The organism is Collinsella sp. AF11-11 (genome assembly GCF_003465485.1).
Taxonomy (GTDB): Bacteria; Actinomycetota; Coriobacteriia; order Coriobacteriales; family Coriobacteriaceae; genus Collinsella.
In genome coordinates this window covers 316,314-332,760 of the sequence record NZ_QSAS01000002.1, presented here as the reverse complement: position 1 = coordinate 332,760, position 16,447 = coordinate 316,314, and the positions used below count along the sequence as shown (strand labels likewise).

The following is a 16,447-nucleotide window of genomic DNA, read 5'->3' as shown; positions in this document are numbered from 1 at the left end:
TGCTTTTCAGAACATTCCGCAGGACGGAGGAAGCCCCGCAGCGCGTAGCGCGCAGCGGGGCTTCCGACATGTCCGAGGACGTTCTGAAAAGCAACACCAGGGCGGGCCCGAACGAGAACACCGACTACAGGTCGATGTGCGATTCCTTGATCGGGAACGGCTCGGCGAAGTGGCAGGCGCAGCAGTGACCCGGTGCGACTTCCTTAAACTCGGGAAGCTTCTCGGAGCAGATGCCCTGCGCGATCGGGCAGCGCGTGTGGAAACGGCAACCGGTCGGCGGATCCAGCGGCGACGGCGGATCGCCAGCGAGAATGATGCGCTTGCGGGTCTTCTGGATATCCGGATCGGGCACCGGCACGGCAGACAGCAGCGACTGCGTGTACGGGTGGTGCGGCTCACTGTAGAGCGTCTTCCAGTCCGAAACCTCGACCATCTTGCCCAGATACATAACGGCAACGCGATCAGAAATGTGCTGCACGACAGAGAGGTCGTGAGCAATGAAGAGATAAGCCGTACCGAACTTGTCCTGGAGCTCCTTAAGAAGGTTCAGAACCTGGGCCTGAATGGATACGTCAAGCGCAGAGACGGGCTCATCGCAGATAATCAGCTTGGGCTTGAGCGCAAAGGCGCGGGCAATGCCGACACGCTGGCGCTGGCCGCCCGAGAACTCGTGCGGATAGCGGTTGATGTGCTCGGGGTTCAGTCCGACGACGTCGAGAAGCTCGCGGACACGCTCGATACGCTCTTCCTTGGTACCCACGCCGTGAATGGTCATGGGCTCGGAGACGATCTCGCCGATGGTCATACGAGGGTTCAGCGATGCATAAGGATCCTGGAAGATAAACTGCATCTCACGACGCATATCCTTGATCTCGTGCTTGCTCATCTCGGCAACATCTTTGCCCTGGAAGAACACCTTACCGGCAGTCGGCTTGGTCAGACGCATGATGGTGCGACCCGTGGTGGACTTACCGCAACCAGACTCGCCAACCAGACCAAAGGTCTCGCCAGGATAAATCTCAAATGAGATGTCGTTCACAGCAGAGACGACGCGCTTGGAAAAGCGCTTGGCGAACATGCCGGACTCGGCGGGGAATTCCTTAGAGAGGTGCTCAACCTTCAGCAGCGGAGTACGCTCATTATTGTCTGCCATTTACGCCTCGCCTCCCTTCTTGGAATCCTTGCGCGTACGGGACGTCTCAGGAGCGTTCTTAAGGAACTCGGGGTCACCGGAGTAGTGGCACGCAGAGTAATGGCCAGACTCGGTAACAACGCGCTCGGGGCGCTGCTTGCGGCACTTGTCCGTCGCATAGGGGCAACGAGGAGAGAAGACGCAGCCCTCAGGCAAGTTCATGAGCGAAGGCGGGTTGCCGTGAATCGGCGTAAGAGGCTTCTTCTCTTCGATGGCCTGCTCCGGGATGGAGCGGATAAGGCCCCAGGTGTAGGGGTGGCGGCTCTCGTAGAAGATTTCCTCAGCAGTACCGAACTCGACAGGACGGCCGGCGTACATAACCATGATTTTGTCGGCCATATCGGCGACAACGCCCAGGTCATGGGTAATCATGATGATGGCGTTGCCGTTCTTCTCCTGCATTTCCTGCATAAGCTCAATAATCTGAGCCTGAATGGTAACGTCCAGGGCAGTCGTGGGCTCGTCGGCAATCAGGATATCGGGATCGCAGGCAAGAGCCATGGCAATCATGACACGCTGACGCATACCGCCGGAGAACTGGTGCGGATACTCGTTGACGCGCTTCTCGGGCTCGGGAATACCCACGAGGTCCAAGAGCTCGGTGGCGCGCTTGAGCGCCTCCTGCTTGGAGTAGCCACGATGCAGACGAAGGCCCTCGCCCACCTGCTTACCGATCTTATAGACCGGGTTAAGGGAGGTCATAGGATCCTGGAAGATCATCGCGATATCGTTACCGCGAATGTGCTGCATCTCTTCCTCGGTCATCTCAAGGATAGAACGACCGCGATAGCGAACGTCACCGCCCTCAATCTTTCCCGGAGGCATCGAGATAAGGCCCATGATGGTCATGGCGGTCACGGACTTACCCGAGCCGGACTCGCCGACGACGCCCAGGGTCTCGCCGCGATCGAGCGTGTAGGACACACCGTCGACAGCGCGAACCACGCCATCCTCGGTGTGGAAATACATCTTAAGGTCATCGACCTCGAGCAGATGCTGGCCCTCGGGAACCGGCTGGTCCTTCAGGTCCACATAGTTCTTGTTCTTCTTCATCCTTATGCGTCCTTCATCTTGACGTCGAGGGCGTCGCGCAGACCGTCACCCAGCAGGGTGAAGGCGAGCACCGTCGAGAGAATTGCCAGACCGGGCATGATCATCATCCAGGGAGCAGTCAGAAGATACTGCTGACCGTCCTGAATCATGGAGCCCCACGAAGGCGTAGGCGGAATAACGCCCATGCCGAGGAAGGACAGAGCGGACTCGGTCAAAATGGCACCACCAATGTTCATGGTCGCGTAGACCACGATGGAGGCGACGGAGTTCGGGAAGATGTGACGCACGACGATACGAGCATCGGATGCGCCCATCGCGCGCGCAGCGTCAACATAGTCGTTTTCCTTGACCGTCAGGATCGCGGATCGGAAGACGCGCGCAATCGAGGGCCAGCCGAGAATACCGATGGCGATAAAGACGTTCTGAAGACCACGGCCGATAACGGCGATCATGGCGACAACGAACAGCACGTACGGGAACGCCAGGAAGATATCCGCGAAGCGCATGATGATCGTATCCCAGATGCCGCCATAGAAACCGGCCAGGGCGCCCATGATCAGACCGATCACCGTGGAGATGGCGGTGGCCATAATACCGACGGAAAGCGAAACGCGCGCGCCGTAGATAACTCGGACGAGAATGTCGCGGCCAAGGGCGTCGGTACCAAACGGGTGCTCGGCACACGGAGCCAGCAGCGAAGTCTCGGCCATGGTCGTCGAGTCAGAAGCCGTCGGCGACCCGAGCCAGGGCTTAGCCCACAGGTCTGCGGTCAAGGCAACCAAAACGACGATGATAATCCAGCAGATACCGATAACGGCGAGCTTATTCTTGCGAAGACGCTTGAAAGCGTCGCCCCACAGCGTGCGGGACTTGGCGGGAGCAGATGCGGCCTTAGTGGCGGTAGCCTGCTCCTGAGACTGAGAATCAGTTTCCTGCATGAGACGTACCTCCCTTAGGCCTTATCCGACGGACCGCCGAGGCGGATACGCGGGTCGAGGAATGCATAGCTAATGTCGACGAGAAGGTTGATCACCATAACGACGACAACAATGAGCGTAACGCCGCCCATAACGATGGGCCAGTCGCGCATGCTAATGGCGCGGTAGACCTCAGAGCCGATACCGGGCCAGTTAAAGACCGTCTCGGTCAGGATGGCGCCCGAAAGCATGCCGCCGAAGTCGACACCAATATAGGTAACAACGGGGATGAGTGCATTCTTAAGCGCATGCTTGACGATGATCGCGCGATTGGAGAGACCCTTGGCCTTTGCCGTGCGGATGTAATCCTGATTCATGACGTCGAGTAGCTGCGAGCGCATGATGCGGGCAGCATAGGCGGTCGAAACCGAAGCCAGCGTAATGGTCGGAAGCACATAGTGCATCCAATCCTGATACTGAGAGCTGGAGCCGCCGGCACCCGAGATCGGCATGGAGAATGCGCCGCCGGTGGCATCCTTAAGGATGACGCCAAAGAACAGCTGCAGCAGCATACCGAGCCAGAATGCAGGAACGGCAACGAGGATCGACGTGGTCAGCGTTACCAAAATATCCCAGAAGGAATAGCGCTTTACCGCCGAAATGATACCCGCACCGATACCCATGATTGCCTCGAGCACAATGGCGCACGCGGCGAGTTTAACCGTATACGGATACTTCTGGGCAAAGATTTCCGCAACCGGCAGCTTGCGCTGATACGAATTGCCCAGATCGCCATGAAGCAGACCATTCATGTAATTCAAGTATTGGTCCACAAGCGACGTTGGAACGGGATCGCCGTTCTCGTCAAGGATCGCGTTGCCGTCCTCGTCCGCCTGGACCAGGTGATAGCGCACGCGAAGTTGAAGCTCTACCTCGGGGGACAGAGCCTTGTCTCCACCGATCAGCTTGATCGGGTCTCCCGGCACAATATTCTGGAGGGCGAACAGAATCAACGTAACGCCCAAAAATACCGGGATGAACTGAAGCACACGTTTAACGATGTACTTACCCATACCACTCCCCTATCTAGGGATTAACCTAAATGGGATGCCGATCGCCAGACCGGCATCCCAAAATTACCATCAGCCAGTTTACCCCAGGTTAGGGAGAACTGTATGTTTCCCATGAGGTCTACGTAAATACTTGACCCTCATGGAAGCTGCAAAACTCTTAGGCGAGCTCAGCGGTACCCAGATCGGCGTGCTTCTGCGGATCGACATAGAGGTACTTGACGCGATCGGAGCCGACGATGGTGTGCGTGTAGAACATCACCGGGATAACCGGGCAGTCAGCGGCGACCATAGCGTCAGCCTCCTGCATCTTGGCGATGCGCTCGTCGTCGTCAACCGTGGCACGGGCCTCATCGACCTTGGCATCGAACTCGGGGTTGTTGTAACCAGAGCGGTTGTCGCCACCGAGGGAGTCGGAGTGGAACAGCGGGTACAGGAAGTTGTCCATGATCGGGTAATCGGCGATCCAGCCCAGACGGCCGAACTGATAGTTGAAGTTCTGATACTGCTCGAGCAGGGCAGACCACTCGGGAGTATCGGAGACGGCGGTGACGCCCACCTTGGCGAGGTCGCCGATGATGGACTCCATGATCTCCTTGTGGCCACCGTCCTGGTTGTAGGACAGGGTCACATTGATGCCACGATCGCCGTTAGCGCCAGCGGGAGCGACCTTGTCGAGGTACTCGTTAGCCTTGTCGACGTCATAGGCGCAGAACTCCCATGCGCCCTCCTTGTAGCCGGCAATTCCCGGAGGAACGATGCCGTCAGCGGGGGTACGGGTGCCCTTGAAGATGGTCTTGCAGATGGCCTCACGGTTGATAGCCAGGGAGATGCCCCTGCGCAGGTCAGCGTTGTTGAACGGCTCGGCCGTGGTGTTGCACGTCAGATAGTACGTGGAAGGCTCGGAGCCGAGCAGCATGCGCTCGCCGTCACCCATGGTGTAGCCATCCTTGGACTCGCCGCGGTCCTTCTTGGCGGCGTCGATCTGAGCAACGGGAACGTCGCAGACATCGAGGTTGCCGGCCTGGAACTCCTTGTAAGCGGTCTCCACGTCCTTGATGACCTGGAAGTGGATGGCGTCGATCTTTGCCTTGTCGCCATAGTAATCGTCAAACTTCTTGAGGTTGATCTCCTGACCATCCTCCCACTTGCCGTCCATCATGAACGGGCCGTTACCGACCGGGGCAAGGTAGAAGCTCTTGACATCGGACTCGGCGCACTCGGGAACCGGGGACAGAGCCGGGTGAGAGGCGACGAACGGGAAGTCGGCGTAGGCGGAAGTCAGCTTGACGACGAGGGTCTCGTCATCCGGGCAGGTAACGCCGGACAGCTCGGTAGCGTTACCGGCAAGCAGATCATCATAGCCCTCGACCATGGAAAGGTGGTAGGAGACCTCGGAAGGACCATACTCGGTAGCGATGGCCGACTTGGTGTTGACCAGGCGCTCCCAACCGAGCTTGAAGGACTTGGAAGTAACGTCGTCACCGTTGTGGAACTTGGCCTTCTTGATCTTGAAGGTGAACTCGGTGGCGTCGTCGTTAGCCTCGAAGGACTCGCAAGCCAGCGGAACGATCTCGCCCTTCTCGTTATCGTACTCCGTCAGAGCGTCGAAGAGCTGGTACTCGACCTGAGTGCCCTGATCCTCCTGGACGTTGTAGGGGTCGATGCAGACCGGGTTGTTGATGTAGAAGTTCAGCGTCGAACCGGACTCAGAACCGGAAGCGTCGCCGCCCTTCTTGCCGCATGCGGCAAGAAAAGCCATGGAGCTCGCAGCGAGGGTGCCGCCAACAAAGGCGCGACGACCCATAACGGGCTGGTGGAACATAGAATCAGCCATGCCATCCTCCTTATGAGATAGGACAAAGTGAATTCGGCCGGGCAACGTCGAGACAGCCCGATCGAACCATTCAAACGCGGTCCGCCGTTATGGCTGGTTATGCAGTGCGGACCAACGTTTCGCAATACAGTAGCGCATTTTATGCACAATATGGCGCTAATTCCGGTTAACGGTCGAGAATTTCTTTAGTTAGGCGAAGTATGTGGGGATATTTTGACTCTATTACAAGTCTGTAAACAAAAAGGGCCCCGCACATGCGGGACCCTTTACAAACGTATATACGCCGATGCTTAGTAGCCGACGATGCCCTGCGGGAAGAAGAACATGCACAGAACGACACACACAGCAAAAACGACGGCCATAATTACCGTCAGGCGATCGAGGTTCTGCTCCATGACGCCCGTGGCAGAGCTGGAGTTATACAGCGAGCTAGCGATCATATCCGAAACGCCGGTACCCTTACCGGAGTGCATCAGGACGAGAATCGTCAGCGCCACGGCAGAGATAGCCCAAACGACAAACAGAAGAATCTGGAACGGACCCATAGATAAGCTCCTTAATAGAACAATTTAAACTCCAGTACTGTACCACAACCTCCAACACTCCCCCATCCGCCATTTAGGGACGGGGTAGAAATGGCAGAAATACCAAAAAAGGGGTCGTCCGGTTGTGGACAACCCCCTTACTAGAAAACGGTATTTGTTTTCTATTAGGCCTCGGTGGCGAGCACGCGACCCGTCATCTCGGCGGAAGGCTCAAGACCAGCCATGGTGAGCATGGTCGGAGCGATATCGGAGAGACGGCCGTCCTCGATACCGGTGAGCTTGGCCTTATCATCAACGATGATGAACGGCACGCGGTTGGTAGTGTGAGCCGTGAACGGATGCTTGGAACCATCGGAAGCGACGTCAAACATGTGGTCGGCGTTACCGTGGTCGGCGGTGATCAGCGCAAAGCCGCCCTTGGCGAGAATCGCCGGGACAACCTTGGACAGAGCATCGTCAACAGCCTCGACGGCCTTAACGGCGGCGTCGAATACACCGGTGTGACCAACCATGTCGCAGTTCGCGAAGTTCACGATGTAGAAATCAGCGCGATCCTCGTTGATAGCGGCGACAAGCTTCTCGGTAACCTCGGGAGCGCTCATCTCGGGCTGCAGATCGTAGGTAGCGACCTTGGGGGAAGCGACGAGCACGCGCTCCTCGCCCTCCTTGGGCTCCTCGATGCCGCCGTTGAGGAAGAACGTCACGTGGGCGTACTTCTCGGTCTCGGCGGTGTGCAGCTGCTTCAGGCCATTGGCGGCGATAACGTCGGCCAGGACGTTCTCGGGGAACGTCTTGGGGAAGGCGACCTCGACGTCAAACGTCGGATCATACTCGGTCATCGTCACAAAGTGCGAGAGCTTAATCTGCTCGCGCTCAAAGCCGTCGAACTCCTTGTCCGTGAACACGCGAGTCATCTGACGAGCGCGGTCGGGACGGAAGTTGAAGAAGATGGCCGCGTCGCCCTCGTGAATGCCCTCGTTGTGGGCAGCGAAGGGCTCGACGAACTCGTCGCCGCGCGGATCCTTCTCGTAGTAGGCCTTGATACCGGCAACGGGGTCGGTATCGGCATCGGACGCGTTGACCATGACGTCGTAGGCACGCTGGATGCGCTCCCAGCGGTTGTCGCGGTCCATAGCCCAATAGCGGCCCGAAACGGTGGCAACGCGAGCGTCGCAACCGGTCTCCTCGGAGATCTTAGCCAGGAAGGCGCAGAACTCGCTCATGTAGCCGGCACCGGACTGCGGGTCGACGTCGCGGCCATCCATGAAGGCGTGGACGCGAACGGTCTTGACGCCATGCTGGGCAGCCATCTTGACCAGAGCCTCGACGTGGTTCATGTGAGAATGAACACCGCCAGGGCTCATAAGGCCCATGAGGTGCAGGGTCTTGCCTTCGGCCTTGACGTCGTCCATAGCCTTGACGAAGACCTCGTTCTTGGCGATGGAGCCGTCCTTGATGGCGTTGTTGATGCGCGAAAGCTCCTGGAACACGATGCGACCGGCACCGATGTTGAGGTGACCCACCTCGGAGTTGCCCATCTGACCGTCGGGAAGGCCCACGTCCTCGCCCGAAGCACCGAGCGTGGTGTGAGGATACTTCTCGTACAGGCTATCAAGGAAGGGCGTCTTGGCAGCGGCGACGGCGTTCTCGCCATCAGCCGGAGCAAGGCCGCAGCCATCCATGATGATCAGGAGTGCAGGAAGATGACGCTGTGCCATATGTCCTACTCGCCTGCCTTGACGACCATAGAGGCGAAGTCGGCAGCCTTGAGCGAAGCGCCGCCCACGAGGGCGCCGTCAACGTCGGGCTTGGCGACGAGCTCGGCAATGTTGCCGGGCTTAGCGGAACCGCCGTAGAGAACGCGGATGCCGTTAGCGAGCTCCTCGCCGAACATCTCCTTGAGGGTCTCACGGATAGCGCCGCAGACCTCCTGAGCGTCCTCGGCGGTAGCGGTCTTGCCGGTGCCGATAGCCCAGATGGGCTCGTAGGCGACGACGACCTGCTTGGGGCAGGTGATCTCAAGACCAGCAAGGCCAGCCTTGACCTGGTTCACGACGTGCTCGACATAGGTGCCAGCCTCGCGGACCTCGAGGGACTCGCCGCAGCAGAAGACGGGAACAAGACCGGCGGCAACGAGGGCCTTGGCCTTCTTGTTCTGGTCCTCGTCGGTCTCGTGGAAGTAGTCGCGACGCTCGGAGTGACCGATGATGCAGTAGGTGCAGCCAGCGGACTTGAGCATGTCGCAAGAGGACTCACCGGTGAAGGCACCCTTGGCCTCCCAGTACACGTTCTGTGCACCGAGGGCGATGGGGGCAGCCTGAATGCGGTCATGAACCGTGGTGATGTCAATGGTCGGAGGGCAGACGAGCACCTCGACGCCAGCCGGAACCTCGGGCAGAGCCTGAGCCAGCTCGTCGGCGAGCTTGGCGGCCTCGGCGACGTCGTTGTTCATCTTCCAGTTACCAGCGATAAGAAGGGTGCGATTAGGCATCGAGAAGCGCCTCCACTCCGGGCAGGGCCTTACCCTCGACGAGCTCCATGGAAGCGCCACCACCGGTGGAGATCCAGCTCATCTTGTCGGCCAGGTTGAACTTGTTGACAGCCGCGACAGAGTCACCACCGCCGATGATCGAGGTGCAGTCGGCCTCGGCGACGGCCTCGGCGATAGCCTGGGTGCCGTGAGCGAAGTTGTCGAACTCGAAGACGCCCATGGGGCCGTTCCAGAACACGGTCTTGGCGCCCTTGACGGCCTCGGCGTAGAGCTCCTCGGTCTTGGGGCCGATGTCCATGCCCTCACGATCGTCGGGGATAGCGTCGGAAGCGACAACCTCGGGGACAGCGTCCTCGCCAAAGTGATCGGCAACGCGGTTGTCGATGGGGAGCAGGATCTTGACGCCCTTTTCCTCGGCCTTCTTGAGCATCTCGCCGGCGCGCTCGACCCAGTCCTCTTCCTTGAGGGACTGACCGACGGTCAGGCCCTGAGCCAGGAAGAAGGTGTAGGCCATGCCGCCACCGATGATCAGGGTGTCAGCGGAGTCGATGAGGTGATCGAGAACGCCGATCTTGGAAGAAACCTTGGAACCGCCGACGATAGCGACGAAGGGGCGCTCGGGCTCGGCGAAGATGCCGGTCAGCGTGTCGACCTCCTTCTCGAGCAGGAAGCCGGCGACGGCAGGCAGGTAAGCGGCGGGGCCCACGACGGAACCCTGGGCGCGGTGAGCGGTGCCGAAGGCATCGAGAACGAAGACGTCACCATAGGAAGCGAGCTTCTTGGCGATCTCGGGATCGTTCTTCTTCTCACGCTTGTCGAAACGGACGTTCTCGAGAACGAGGACCTTGCCCGGCTCGACGGCGGCGACAGCCTCAGCAGCCTTCTCGCCGTAGGTGTCGGCGACAAAGGCAACATCGAGACCAGAGAGCTCAGCGAGCTTCTTGGCGACAGGCTCAAGGGAGAGCTCAGGCTGGAAGCCGGTGCCCTCGGGACGGCCGAGGTGGCTCATGAGGATGACGCGAGCGTTGTGCTCAACGAGGTAGTTGATGGTGGGCAGGGCAGCCTTGATGCGGGTGGTGTCGCCAACGACGCCATCCTTGATAGGCACGTTGAAGTCAACGCGGACGAGAACGCGCTTGCCGTCGACATCGATGTCGCGGACGGTCTTCTTGGTAAAGGCCATGTTTGCTTCTACCTTTCGTACGTGTCTGCCTCCCATTACGGCAGACGATTTCCTATAAAAAGGGCGCGACCCTAGGGTGTAAGCCCTATAAGGCCGCGCCCTTCTTTAGACGCTCAACGAGCTATTCGCTAAAAGCTAAATTAAGCAACGAACTTCTCGAAGTACTTGATGGTGCGGACCATCTGAGAGGTGTAAGAGTTCTCGTTGTCGTACCAAGAGGTGACCTGAACGAGGGTCTGGCCGTTGCCGAGATCAGAGCACATGGTCTGAGTGGCGTCGAAGATGGAGCCGTGGGTCTCGCCGATGATGTCGGTGGAGACGATGTCGTCCTCGTTGTAACCGAAGGTCTCGGAGATGGTGGCAGCGTAGGCCTTCATAGCGGCGTTGACCTCGTCGACGGTGACCTTCTTGTCAACGACAGCGTAGAGGTTGGTGATGGAGCCGGTCGGCGTCGGGACGCGCTGGGCGGCACCGATGAGCTTACCGTTGAGCTCGGGGAGAACCAGGCCGATGGCCTTGGCAGCACCGGTGGTGTTGGGGACGATGTTGACAGCGCAGGCGCGGCTACGACGCTTGTTGCCCTTGCGCTGCGGGCCGTCGAGCGGCATCTGGTCGCCAGTCCAGGCGTGAATGGTGGTCATGATGCCGGACACGATGGGAGCGAAGTCGTTCAGACCCTTGGCCATCGGGGCGAGGCAGTTGGTGGTGCAAGAAGCGGCGGAGATGATGTTGTCCTCAGCGGTCAGCGTCTCGTGGTTGACGTTGTACACGATGGTGGGCAGATCGCTGCCGGCCGGAGCGGAGATGACGACCTTCTTGGCGCCAGCGTTGATGTGGGCCTGAGCCTTAGCCTTGCTGGTGTAGAAGCCGGTGCACTCGAGAACGACGTCGACGTCGAGGTCGCCCCAAGGCAGGTTGTTGGCGTCGGCCTCCTTGTAGATCTTGATCTCCTTGCCGTCAACGGTGATGGAATCCTCGCCAGCAACGACCTCGTGATCGCGAGCGTAGTTGCCCTGCGTGGAGTCGTACTTCAGCAGGTAAGCGAGCATATCGGGAGAGGTGAGGTCGTTGATAGCGACAATCTCGGAGCCCTCATGACCGAACATCTGACGGAAAGCCAGACGACCGATGCGACCGAAGCCGTTAATAGCAACCTTTACTGCCATTGTGTCTCCTTTCGTAAGGCCCCCGCAAGCTACAGCGCCCGCCGTTGAGGCCCACAAACTAACCACTCGCCTAATATACCTTTTTTTTGACTTGAATTTCACGAGAATGCTCGAAATTGAAAATCAAATTTACGTTAAAACGTTTTAAAGAATAAAATAGCAGCTAAATCCGTATATATGTCAATACTTTAAACTACTTGTTTGCTTCAATGAGCTTTTCAAGACGTAAAACACGATGGTAGAGGGCCGACTTCGACAAGGGAGGGTCAGCCATCTCCCCTAAATCACGCAGCGACAGATCGGGATAGCGCTCGCGCAGGTCGCAAAAGACCGCCAAGGCATCCGGAAGCGCATCGCGAAGGCCGCGCTGCTCGAGCTCATCGATAAGCGCAAGCTGATGTTGGGCAGCACCGGCGCTTCTGGTCTGGTTGGCGAGCTCGGCGTTCACGCGACGGTTCACATCGTTCTTAACCAACTTGACCGCGCGCGCCTCCTCAATCTCGGCAACGCTGCGCTTGGCACCAATCAGCTTTAACAAATGCTCGATTTCCTCGGCGCTCTTAATGTACACGGCATATGACCCCCGCCGTGCATTAACACGAGCATGGACCCCAATCTGCCCCAACAGGTCGCAAAGCCCCTTAGCATATTGCTCGCCCTGCACCGCGATCTCCAAATGAAAATCGCCGCGTGGATCGGCCACGAAGCCGCCCGCGATGAGCGCGCCGCGGATGTAGGCAAGCCTGCAGCAGGGACGGGCAACGATGTGTCGGGGAACACCAGCGACGAGCCCTCCCCTGCGGTCTAGAATGCCCAGCAGCACCAGAGCCTTGTCCAGGTCGGGTTGATCGGGCAGGGTAATGAGATAGTTACGGACCTTATGCAAGACCGATTTACGAACGGTGAATTCCGTTTTGAGCTTAAGGATGCGATGTGTCAGCGTGATCATCGTGCGCGCGACGGCTCCCGTCTCAGTCGCAACCGTCAAACGATACCGCCCAGAGCCGGTAAGCGAGAGCGTACCACTCACGCGCGTGAGGGCGGCAAGTGTCGACAAGTCGCAGTATTCACATTCTGGTTCGCAGCGCGCAAGCTCGTCGCGCACCTCAGCGGTAAACGACATGCAGGCCTATGCCTTCGTGTTGGCGCGCGACAGATCGCGGTGGGAGATGCTCACGTGATACTGGGCGCCTTCCAGGTAACGGGCCGTGGCCTCGGCAATGGCGACGCTACGGTGCTGTCCGCCCGTGCAGCCGATGGCAATAGAAAGCTGCGGCTTGCCCTCTGCGATATAACCGGGCATGACCGTATCGAGCAGCTGCGTCCAGGCCTTCCAGAACTCCTGCGTCTTGGGATGGTCCAGAACAAAATCGGAGACTTTCTTATCGAGACCGGTCATGGTGCGCATCTCGGGATCGTAGAACGGATTGGGCAGGAAGCGAACGTCGATCATAATGTCCGCCTCGACGGGCATACCGTGCTTAAAGCCAAACGAGAACACGTGAACGTCCATGAGCTGCTGGTCGGACAACTCGGAGAACGCCATGCGCAATTTGTTGCGCAGCGCAGAGGTACGTAGGCGGCTCGTGTCGATGATCATATCGGCTCGATCGCGCACACCCTGCAGCTGCAGGCGCTCGCGCTGAATCGCATCGGCCGTAGTCTCCCCCGGCTTGGCAATGGGATGACGGCGGCGATTTTCGCTGTAGCGACGAATCAGTACCTCGTCAGAAGCCTCCAGGAACACGATGTCGCAGCTCATCTCGCGCTCTTCGAGCGCGGCGACCGCATCGAGCAGTTCATCGAACAAGCCCTGGCTACGCAAATCGCAGGTGACGGCGAGATGCCTGCCCACGCCCGTATTGATGCCGACGAGCTCGGCAAGCTGGGCGATCAGACGCGGAGGCAGGTTATCGATGCAAAAATAGCCCATGTCCTCGAACACGTGCATGGCCTGCGTGCGGCCCGATCCGGACATTCCGGTGATGATGACGATATCGGGGATGCGCTCCGAGCGCTCCGCCGCATCCATGGCATCTCCCTTTTGCATGTGCTGCCTCCTAAAAACAAGCACGGGACCCAGCAACCCGGATCCCGCGCGGTCAATTGCCTATATTGAGTATACCGCCCCGAGCGGATACGAGGCCTGTCTTACGCCTCAAGCGCAGCCTTGAACCAACTCGTAATACTCGTGGGGTGCGTGATGGCGGTGCCGACGACAACGGCCCAGGCGCCCGCATCGATCGCGGCGCGAGCCTCCTCGGGCGTGTGAACGCGGCCCTCGCAGATGATGGGAAGACCGGGAAATTCCTCGGTCGCCTGACGCAGGAGCGGCAGATCGGGGCCATCGGCCATGGTGCAGTCGATGGCGGCGACACCATGAGAAAGCGTGGTGGATACAAGGTCGAAGCCCATATCAACCGCACGGCGAATGTCCTCGATGGTGGCACAATCCGCCATCAGGAGCACACCCTCCTCGTGCAGCGAGCGGAAGGTATCCTCGACCGTCTTGCCATCGGGGCGCGGACGATCGGTGGCGTCGATCGCCACGATATCGGCACCGGCAGCAACGCAGGCGCGAGCGTGACGCAGCGTCGGCGTGATGTAAACGCCCTCGTGCCCATCCTTCCACAGGCCGATAACAGGAACCTCACAGCGACCCTTAATGGCGGCAATGTCGGCAAGGCCCTGACAGCGAATGGCGGCGGCGCCGCCAAGCTCGCAAGCGCGAGACATTTGAGCCATGGTCTCGGGCGTACGAAGCGGCTCGCCCATATACGCCTGAACGCTCACGACGAGCTTGCCCTTCAGGGATTGAATCAAAGGATCGACGGTCATAAGGCTGCAACCTTTCTCAGAACAGCCTCCCGAGGCGTGTTGTCTCGGGAGGCTCCTACAGCAGATACGTTTACTTCAACGAGGCAAGAAGATGCTCAGCGGCACCGATGAGCGGAGCATCGCCCTCCAGAGAACCGATGAGGATCGGCGTGTCCTGAAGCGGATCGAGCGCCTGGCTGGCATAGCCCTCGTGCACCGAATCCTTCCACGTCTGCGAACGCCAATCGGGACCTTGGTGAATCACACCGCCCGAAAGCACGATGACCTCAGGGTCCAGGATGTTAGCGAGCGAGCCCAAGCTGGCACCCAGTGCAAAGCCGGCGTCATGGATGACCTCGGTTGCCTTTGCGTCGCCCGCGCGGCACAGGTCGTTCACATCGCGACCGACCGAAGGACGGCTGGGGTCGACGCGGCCAAAGCGCTCATCGTACATACGACCAATGGAAGTGCCCGAAGCGACAGACTCAAGATGGCCGGAACGCCCGCAGGCGCAGGGAATGCCGGCGGCAGCCGAGCACTCGATGTGACCCATATGGCCAGCAGCACCATGGAAGCCCTGCATCACGAGGCCGTTCTCGACATATGCGCCGCCAATGCCCGTACCGATGCCAAGACACAAGACGGAGAACTTGCCCTTGCCGACGCCCCAGTGGGCCTCGCCCAGAGCATGAGCCTGCACGTCGCCTACAACGGCAACGGGAAGACCGAGATCCTCGCGCAGACGCGGCCCCAACTGAACGCCGGACCAGCCGGGCATGATCTCATTGGCATACGCGATGGCGCCCGTCTTGGGATCGACGACGCCGGCGGCACCGATACCGACGCCAAGGACCTCGACATCGGGATTCGCCTCGAGAGCAGCCTTGATGGACGCCTCAATACGCTGGAAGACGGCCTCGCCGCCCTCTTGGGCCTCGGTGGGAACCTCGGCTTCAAAGACCGGATGGGGCACGCTGCCATCAGCCGGGTACTCCATGATGGCAGTCGCAATTTTAGTTCCGCCGATATCGACAGAGCAGACGTACTTGTTCTCCATGTCGCTCTCCTTCGGAGATAAAAACAACTACAGGAAATGCGCCGTCAGGCTAGCCGTCACAGCGCAGTAAAGGTTTTCCAGGTGTCCGAGATCGCCGAGAAACCGTGTGGCCATTGACCTAATGGGTCATGGCCACACGGTTGAACGGCGAGGTCGGGTGCCTGGGAAGCTTTACAGGAGACCGTTGTCCTGAAGGACCTTCCTAATCGCCTCGACGTTCTCGCCGGTCATGGCCTTCACCGGGCGCGGCATGGTCGGGCTGTCGAAGATACCCATGAGGTTCATAGCGGTCTTGAAGGCGCCGACGCCACCGGCATAGCCCTGGACGCCCGAGGTGACGTCCCAGATGTGCGAAATCTCATTGAGGCGATCCTGCTCGGCCTTGACGGTAGCCCAGTCGCCGGCCTGAGCGGCCTTCCACTGGCGCACGTAGCCCTCGGGCTCAACGTTGGCAAGGCCCGGGACAGAGCCGTCGGCGCCACCGAGGTAAGCGCCGTCGACAACGACCTCGTGACCGGTGAGGATGCTCATCGGATGGCCATTCTTCTCGTTCTCCTGAACGAGGTAGCGGAACGAGATGTCATCACCCGAGGAATCCTTGACGCCAGCAAGGACGCCCTCGGCGCCGAGCTTGGCAAGGAGCTTCCAGGGGAGCTTGGTGTGAACGCACACGGGAATGTCATAGGCAAAGATGGGCAGATCGAGCTCCTCGTGCAGAATTCGGAAGTGCTCCTCGACCTCGGTCATGCCCTGCAGGGCATAGAACGGGCAGGTGGCGACGAGGGCATCGGCACCCAGCTCCTGAGCGACCTTACCGTGCTCAATCATGCGCTCGGTCTCGGTATCGATGATGCCGACCAGAACAGGCACGCGGTGATCGACGATGCGCACGGCCTCGGCGATAATCTGGCGACGGCGCTCGTCGGTGGAGAAGACGACCTCGCCCGAGGATCCCAGGAAGAACAGGCCATCGACGCCGGCATCGATCATGCGGTTGATGCTGCGCTCAAAGGAGACAACATCGAGCTGGTGATCTTCGGTATCGGGAACAACGACGGGAGGGATAACGCCGGTGAATTTCTGAGTTGCCACAAGAATCTCCTTAGTTGTCTGGCGGGC

General features: G+C 59.4%; 15 protein-coding genes. All 15 read right to left on the bottom strand.

Translation table 11 applies throughout. The annotated features are described in order from the left end of the window. Positions 1 to 124: 124 nt before the first annotated feature. Positions 125 to 1,153, bottom strand: coding sequence for an ABC transporter ATP-binding protein (locus DWV58_RS02885; RefSeq protein WP_006236139.1), 1,029 nt, complete (start codon positions 1,151 to 1,153; stop codon positions 125 to 127). Next, positions 1,154 to 2,245 (bottom strand): ABC transporter ATP-binding protein, encoded by a 1,092-nt coding sequence (locus DWV58_RS02880; RefSeq protein ID WP_022094887.1) that lies wholly within the window; start codon positions 2,243 to 2,245, stop codon positions 1,154 to 1,156. Positions 2,246 to 2,247: 2 nt separating this feature from the next. After that, positions 2,248 to 3,183: an ABC transporter permease gene (locus DWV58_RS02875; RefSeq protein WP_117776113.1), complete on the bottom strand. Its 936-nt coding sequence runs from the start codon at positions 3,181 to 3,183 to the stop codon at positions 2,248 to 2,250. Between the two features lie 14 nt (positions 3,184 to 3,197). Further along, positions 3,198 to 4,235: an ABC transporter permease gene (locus tag DWV58_RS02870; RefSeq protein ID WP_117635931.1), complete on the bottom strand. Its 1,038-nt coding sequence runs from the start codon at positions 4,233 to 4,235 to the stop codon at positions 3,198 to 3,200. 157 nt (positions 4,236 to 4,392) lie between these two features. Then, on the bottom strand, positions 4,393 to 6,069 hold the full coding sequence (locus DWV58_RS02865) for an ABC transporter substrate-binding protein (RefSeq protein WP_117776112.1): 1,677 nt from the start codon (positions 6,067 to 6,069) through the stop codon (positions 4,393 to 4,395). Positions 6,070 to 6,359: 290 nt separating this feature from the next. Further along, a complete protein-coding gene (secG, locus tag DWV58_RS02860) occupies positions 6,360 to 6,614 on the bottom strand; it encodes a preprotein translocase subunit SecG (RefSeq protein WP_117776111.1) in 255 nt (84 codons plus the stop codon). Positions 6,615 to 6,778: 164 nt separating this feature from the next. Next, positions 6,779 to 8,332 carry a 2,3-bisphosphoglycerate-independent phosphoglycerate mutase gene (gpmI, locus tag DWV58_RS02855; protein ID WP_117776110.1) on the bottom strand — a complete coding sequence of 518 codons (1,554 nt, stop codon included), beginning with the start codon at positions 8,330 to 8,332 and terminating at the stop codon, positions 6,779 to 6,781. Between the two features lie 5 nt (positions 8,333 to 8,337). After that, a complete protein-coding gene (gene tpiA / locus DWV58_RS02850; protein ID WP_022094882.1) occupies positions 8,338 to 9,105 on the bottom strand; it encodes a triose-phosphate isomerase in 768 nt (255 codons plus the stop codon). Further along, positions 9,098 to 10,288, bottom strand: coding sequence for a phosphoglycerate kinase (gene pgk / locus DWV58_RS02845; RefSeq protein WP_099431437.1), 1,191 nt, complete (start codon positions 10,286 to 10,288; stop codon positions 9,098 to 9,100). Before pgk ends, tpiA begins: the two co-directional genes overlap by 8 nt. A gap of 140 nt (positions 10,289 to 10,428) precedes the next feature. Beyond that, positions 10,429 to 11,454 (bottom strand): type I glyceraldehyde-3-phosphate dehydrogenase, encoded by a 1,026-nt coding sequence (gap, locus tag DWV58_RS02840; RefSeq protein WP_022094880.1) that lies wholly within the window; start codon positions 11,452 to 11,454, stop codon positions 10,429 to 10,431. Between the two features lie 193 nt (positions 11,455 to 11,647). Beyond that, positions 11,648 to 12,577 (bottom strand): DNA-binding protein WhiA, encoded by a 930-nt coding sequence (gene whiA / locus DWV58_RS02835; RefSeq protein WP_117770486.1) that lies wholly within the window; start codon positions 12,575 to 12,577, stop codon positions 11,648 to 11,650. Positions 12,578 to 12,583: 6 nt separating this feature from the next. Next, complete coding sequence (gene rapZ, locus DWV58_RS02830; RefSeq protein WP_022094878.1) at positions 12,584 to 13,504, bottom strand: RNase adapter RapZ; 921 nt, start codon at positions 13,502 to 13,504, stop codon at positions 12,584 to 12,586. 101 nt (positions 13,505 to 13,605) lie between these two features. Then, a complete protein-coding gene (locus tag DWV58_RS02825; protein ID WP_117776109.1) occupies positions 13,606 to 14,292 on the bottom strand; it encodes an N-acetylmannosamine-6-phosphate 2-epimerase in 687 nt (228 codons plus the stop codon). Between the two features lie 70 nt (positions 14,293 to 14,362). Next, positions 14,363 to 15,328 (bottom strand): ROK family protein, encoded by a 966-nt coding sequence (locus DWV58_RS02820; RefSeq protein WP_117776108.1) that lies wholly within the window; start codon positions 15,326 to 15,328, stop codon positions 14,363 to 14,365. 171 nt (positions 15,329 to 15,499) lie between these two features. Further along, positions 15,500 to 16,420 (bottom strand): dihydrodipicolinate synthase family protein, encoded by a 921-nt coding sequence (locus DWV58_RS02815; protein ID WP_117647503.1) that lies wholly within the window; start codon positions 16,418 to 16,420, stop codon positions 15,500 to 15,502. Positions 16,421 to 16,447: the final 27 nt, after the last annotated feature.

Excerpts from the sequence above, each read along its gene's own strand:
- DWV58_RS02865 (WP_117776112.1), bottom strand. The coding sequence starts at position 6,069 with ATGGCTGATTCTATGTTCCACCAGCCCGTTATGGGTCGTCGCGCCTTT.
- DWV58_RS02825 (WP_117776109.1), bottom strand. The coding sequence starts at position 14,292 with ATGACCGTCGATCCTTTGATTCAATCCCTGAAGGGCAAGCTCGTCGTG.
- whiA (WP_117770486.1), bottom strand. The coding sequence starts at position 12,577 with ATGTCGTTTACCGCTGAGGTGCGCGACGAGCTTGCGCGCTGCGAACCA.
- DWV58_RS02885 (WP_006236139.1), bottom strand. The coding sequence starts at position 1,153 with ATGGCAGACAATAATGAGCGTACTCCGCTGCTGAAGGTTGAGCACCTC.
- rapZ (WP_022094878.1), bottom strand. The coding sequence starts at position 13,504 with ATGCAAAAGGGAGATGCCATGGATGCGGCGGAGCGCTCGGAGCGCATC.
- DWV58_RS02820 (WP_117776108.1), bottom strand. The coding sequence starts at position 15,328 with ATGGAGAACAAGTACGTCTGCTCTGTCGATATCGGCGGAACTAAAATT.
- secG (WP_117776111.1), bottom strand. The coding sequence starts at position 6,614 with ATGGGTCCGTTCCAGATTCTTCTGTTTGTCGTTTGGGCTATCTCTGCC.
- gap (WP_022094880.1), bottom strand. The coding sequence starts at position 11,454 with ATGGCAGTAAAGGTTGCTATTAACGGCTTCGGTCGCATCGGTCGTCTG.
- DWV58_RS02880 (WP_022094887.1), bottom strand. The coding sequence starts at position 2,245 with ATGAAGAAGAACAAGAACTATGTGGACCTGAAGGACCAGCCGGTTCCC.
- DWV58_RS02870 (WP_117635931.1), bottom strand. The coding sequence starts at position 4,235 with ATGGGTAAGTACATCGTTAAACGTGTGCTTCAGTTCATCCCGGTATTT.
- gpmI (WP_117776110.1), bottom strand. The coding sequence starts at position 8,332 with ATGGCACAGCGTCATCTTCCTGCACTCCTGATCATCATGGATGGCTGC.
- pgk (WP_099431437.1), bottom strand. The coding sequence starts at position 10,288 with ATGGCCTTTACCAAGAAGACCGTCCGCGACATCGATGTCGACGGCAAG.
- tpiA (WP_022094882.1), bottom strand. The coding sequence starts at position 9,105 with ATGCCTAATCGCACCCTTCTTATCGCTGGTAACTGGAAGATGAACAAC.
- DWV58_RS02875 (WP_117776113.1), bottom strand. The coding sequence starts at position 3,183 with ATGCAGGAAACTGATTCTCAGTCTCAGGAGCAGGCTACCGCCACTAAG.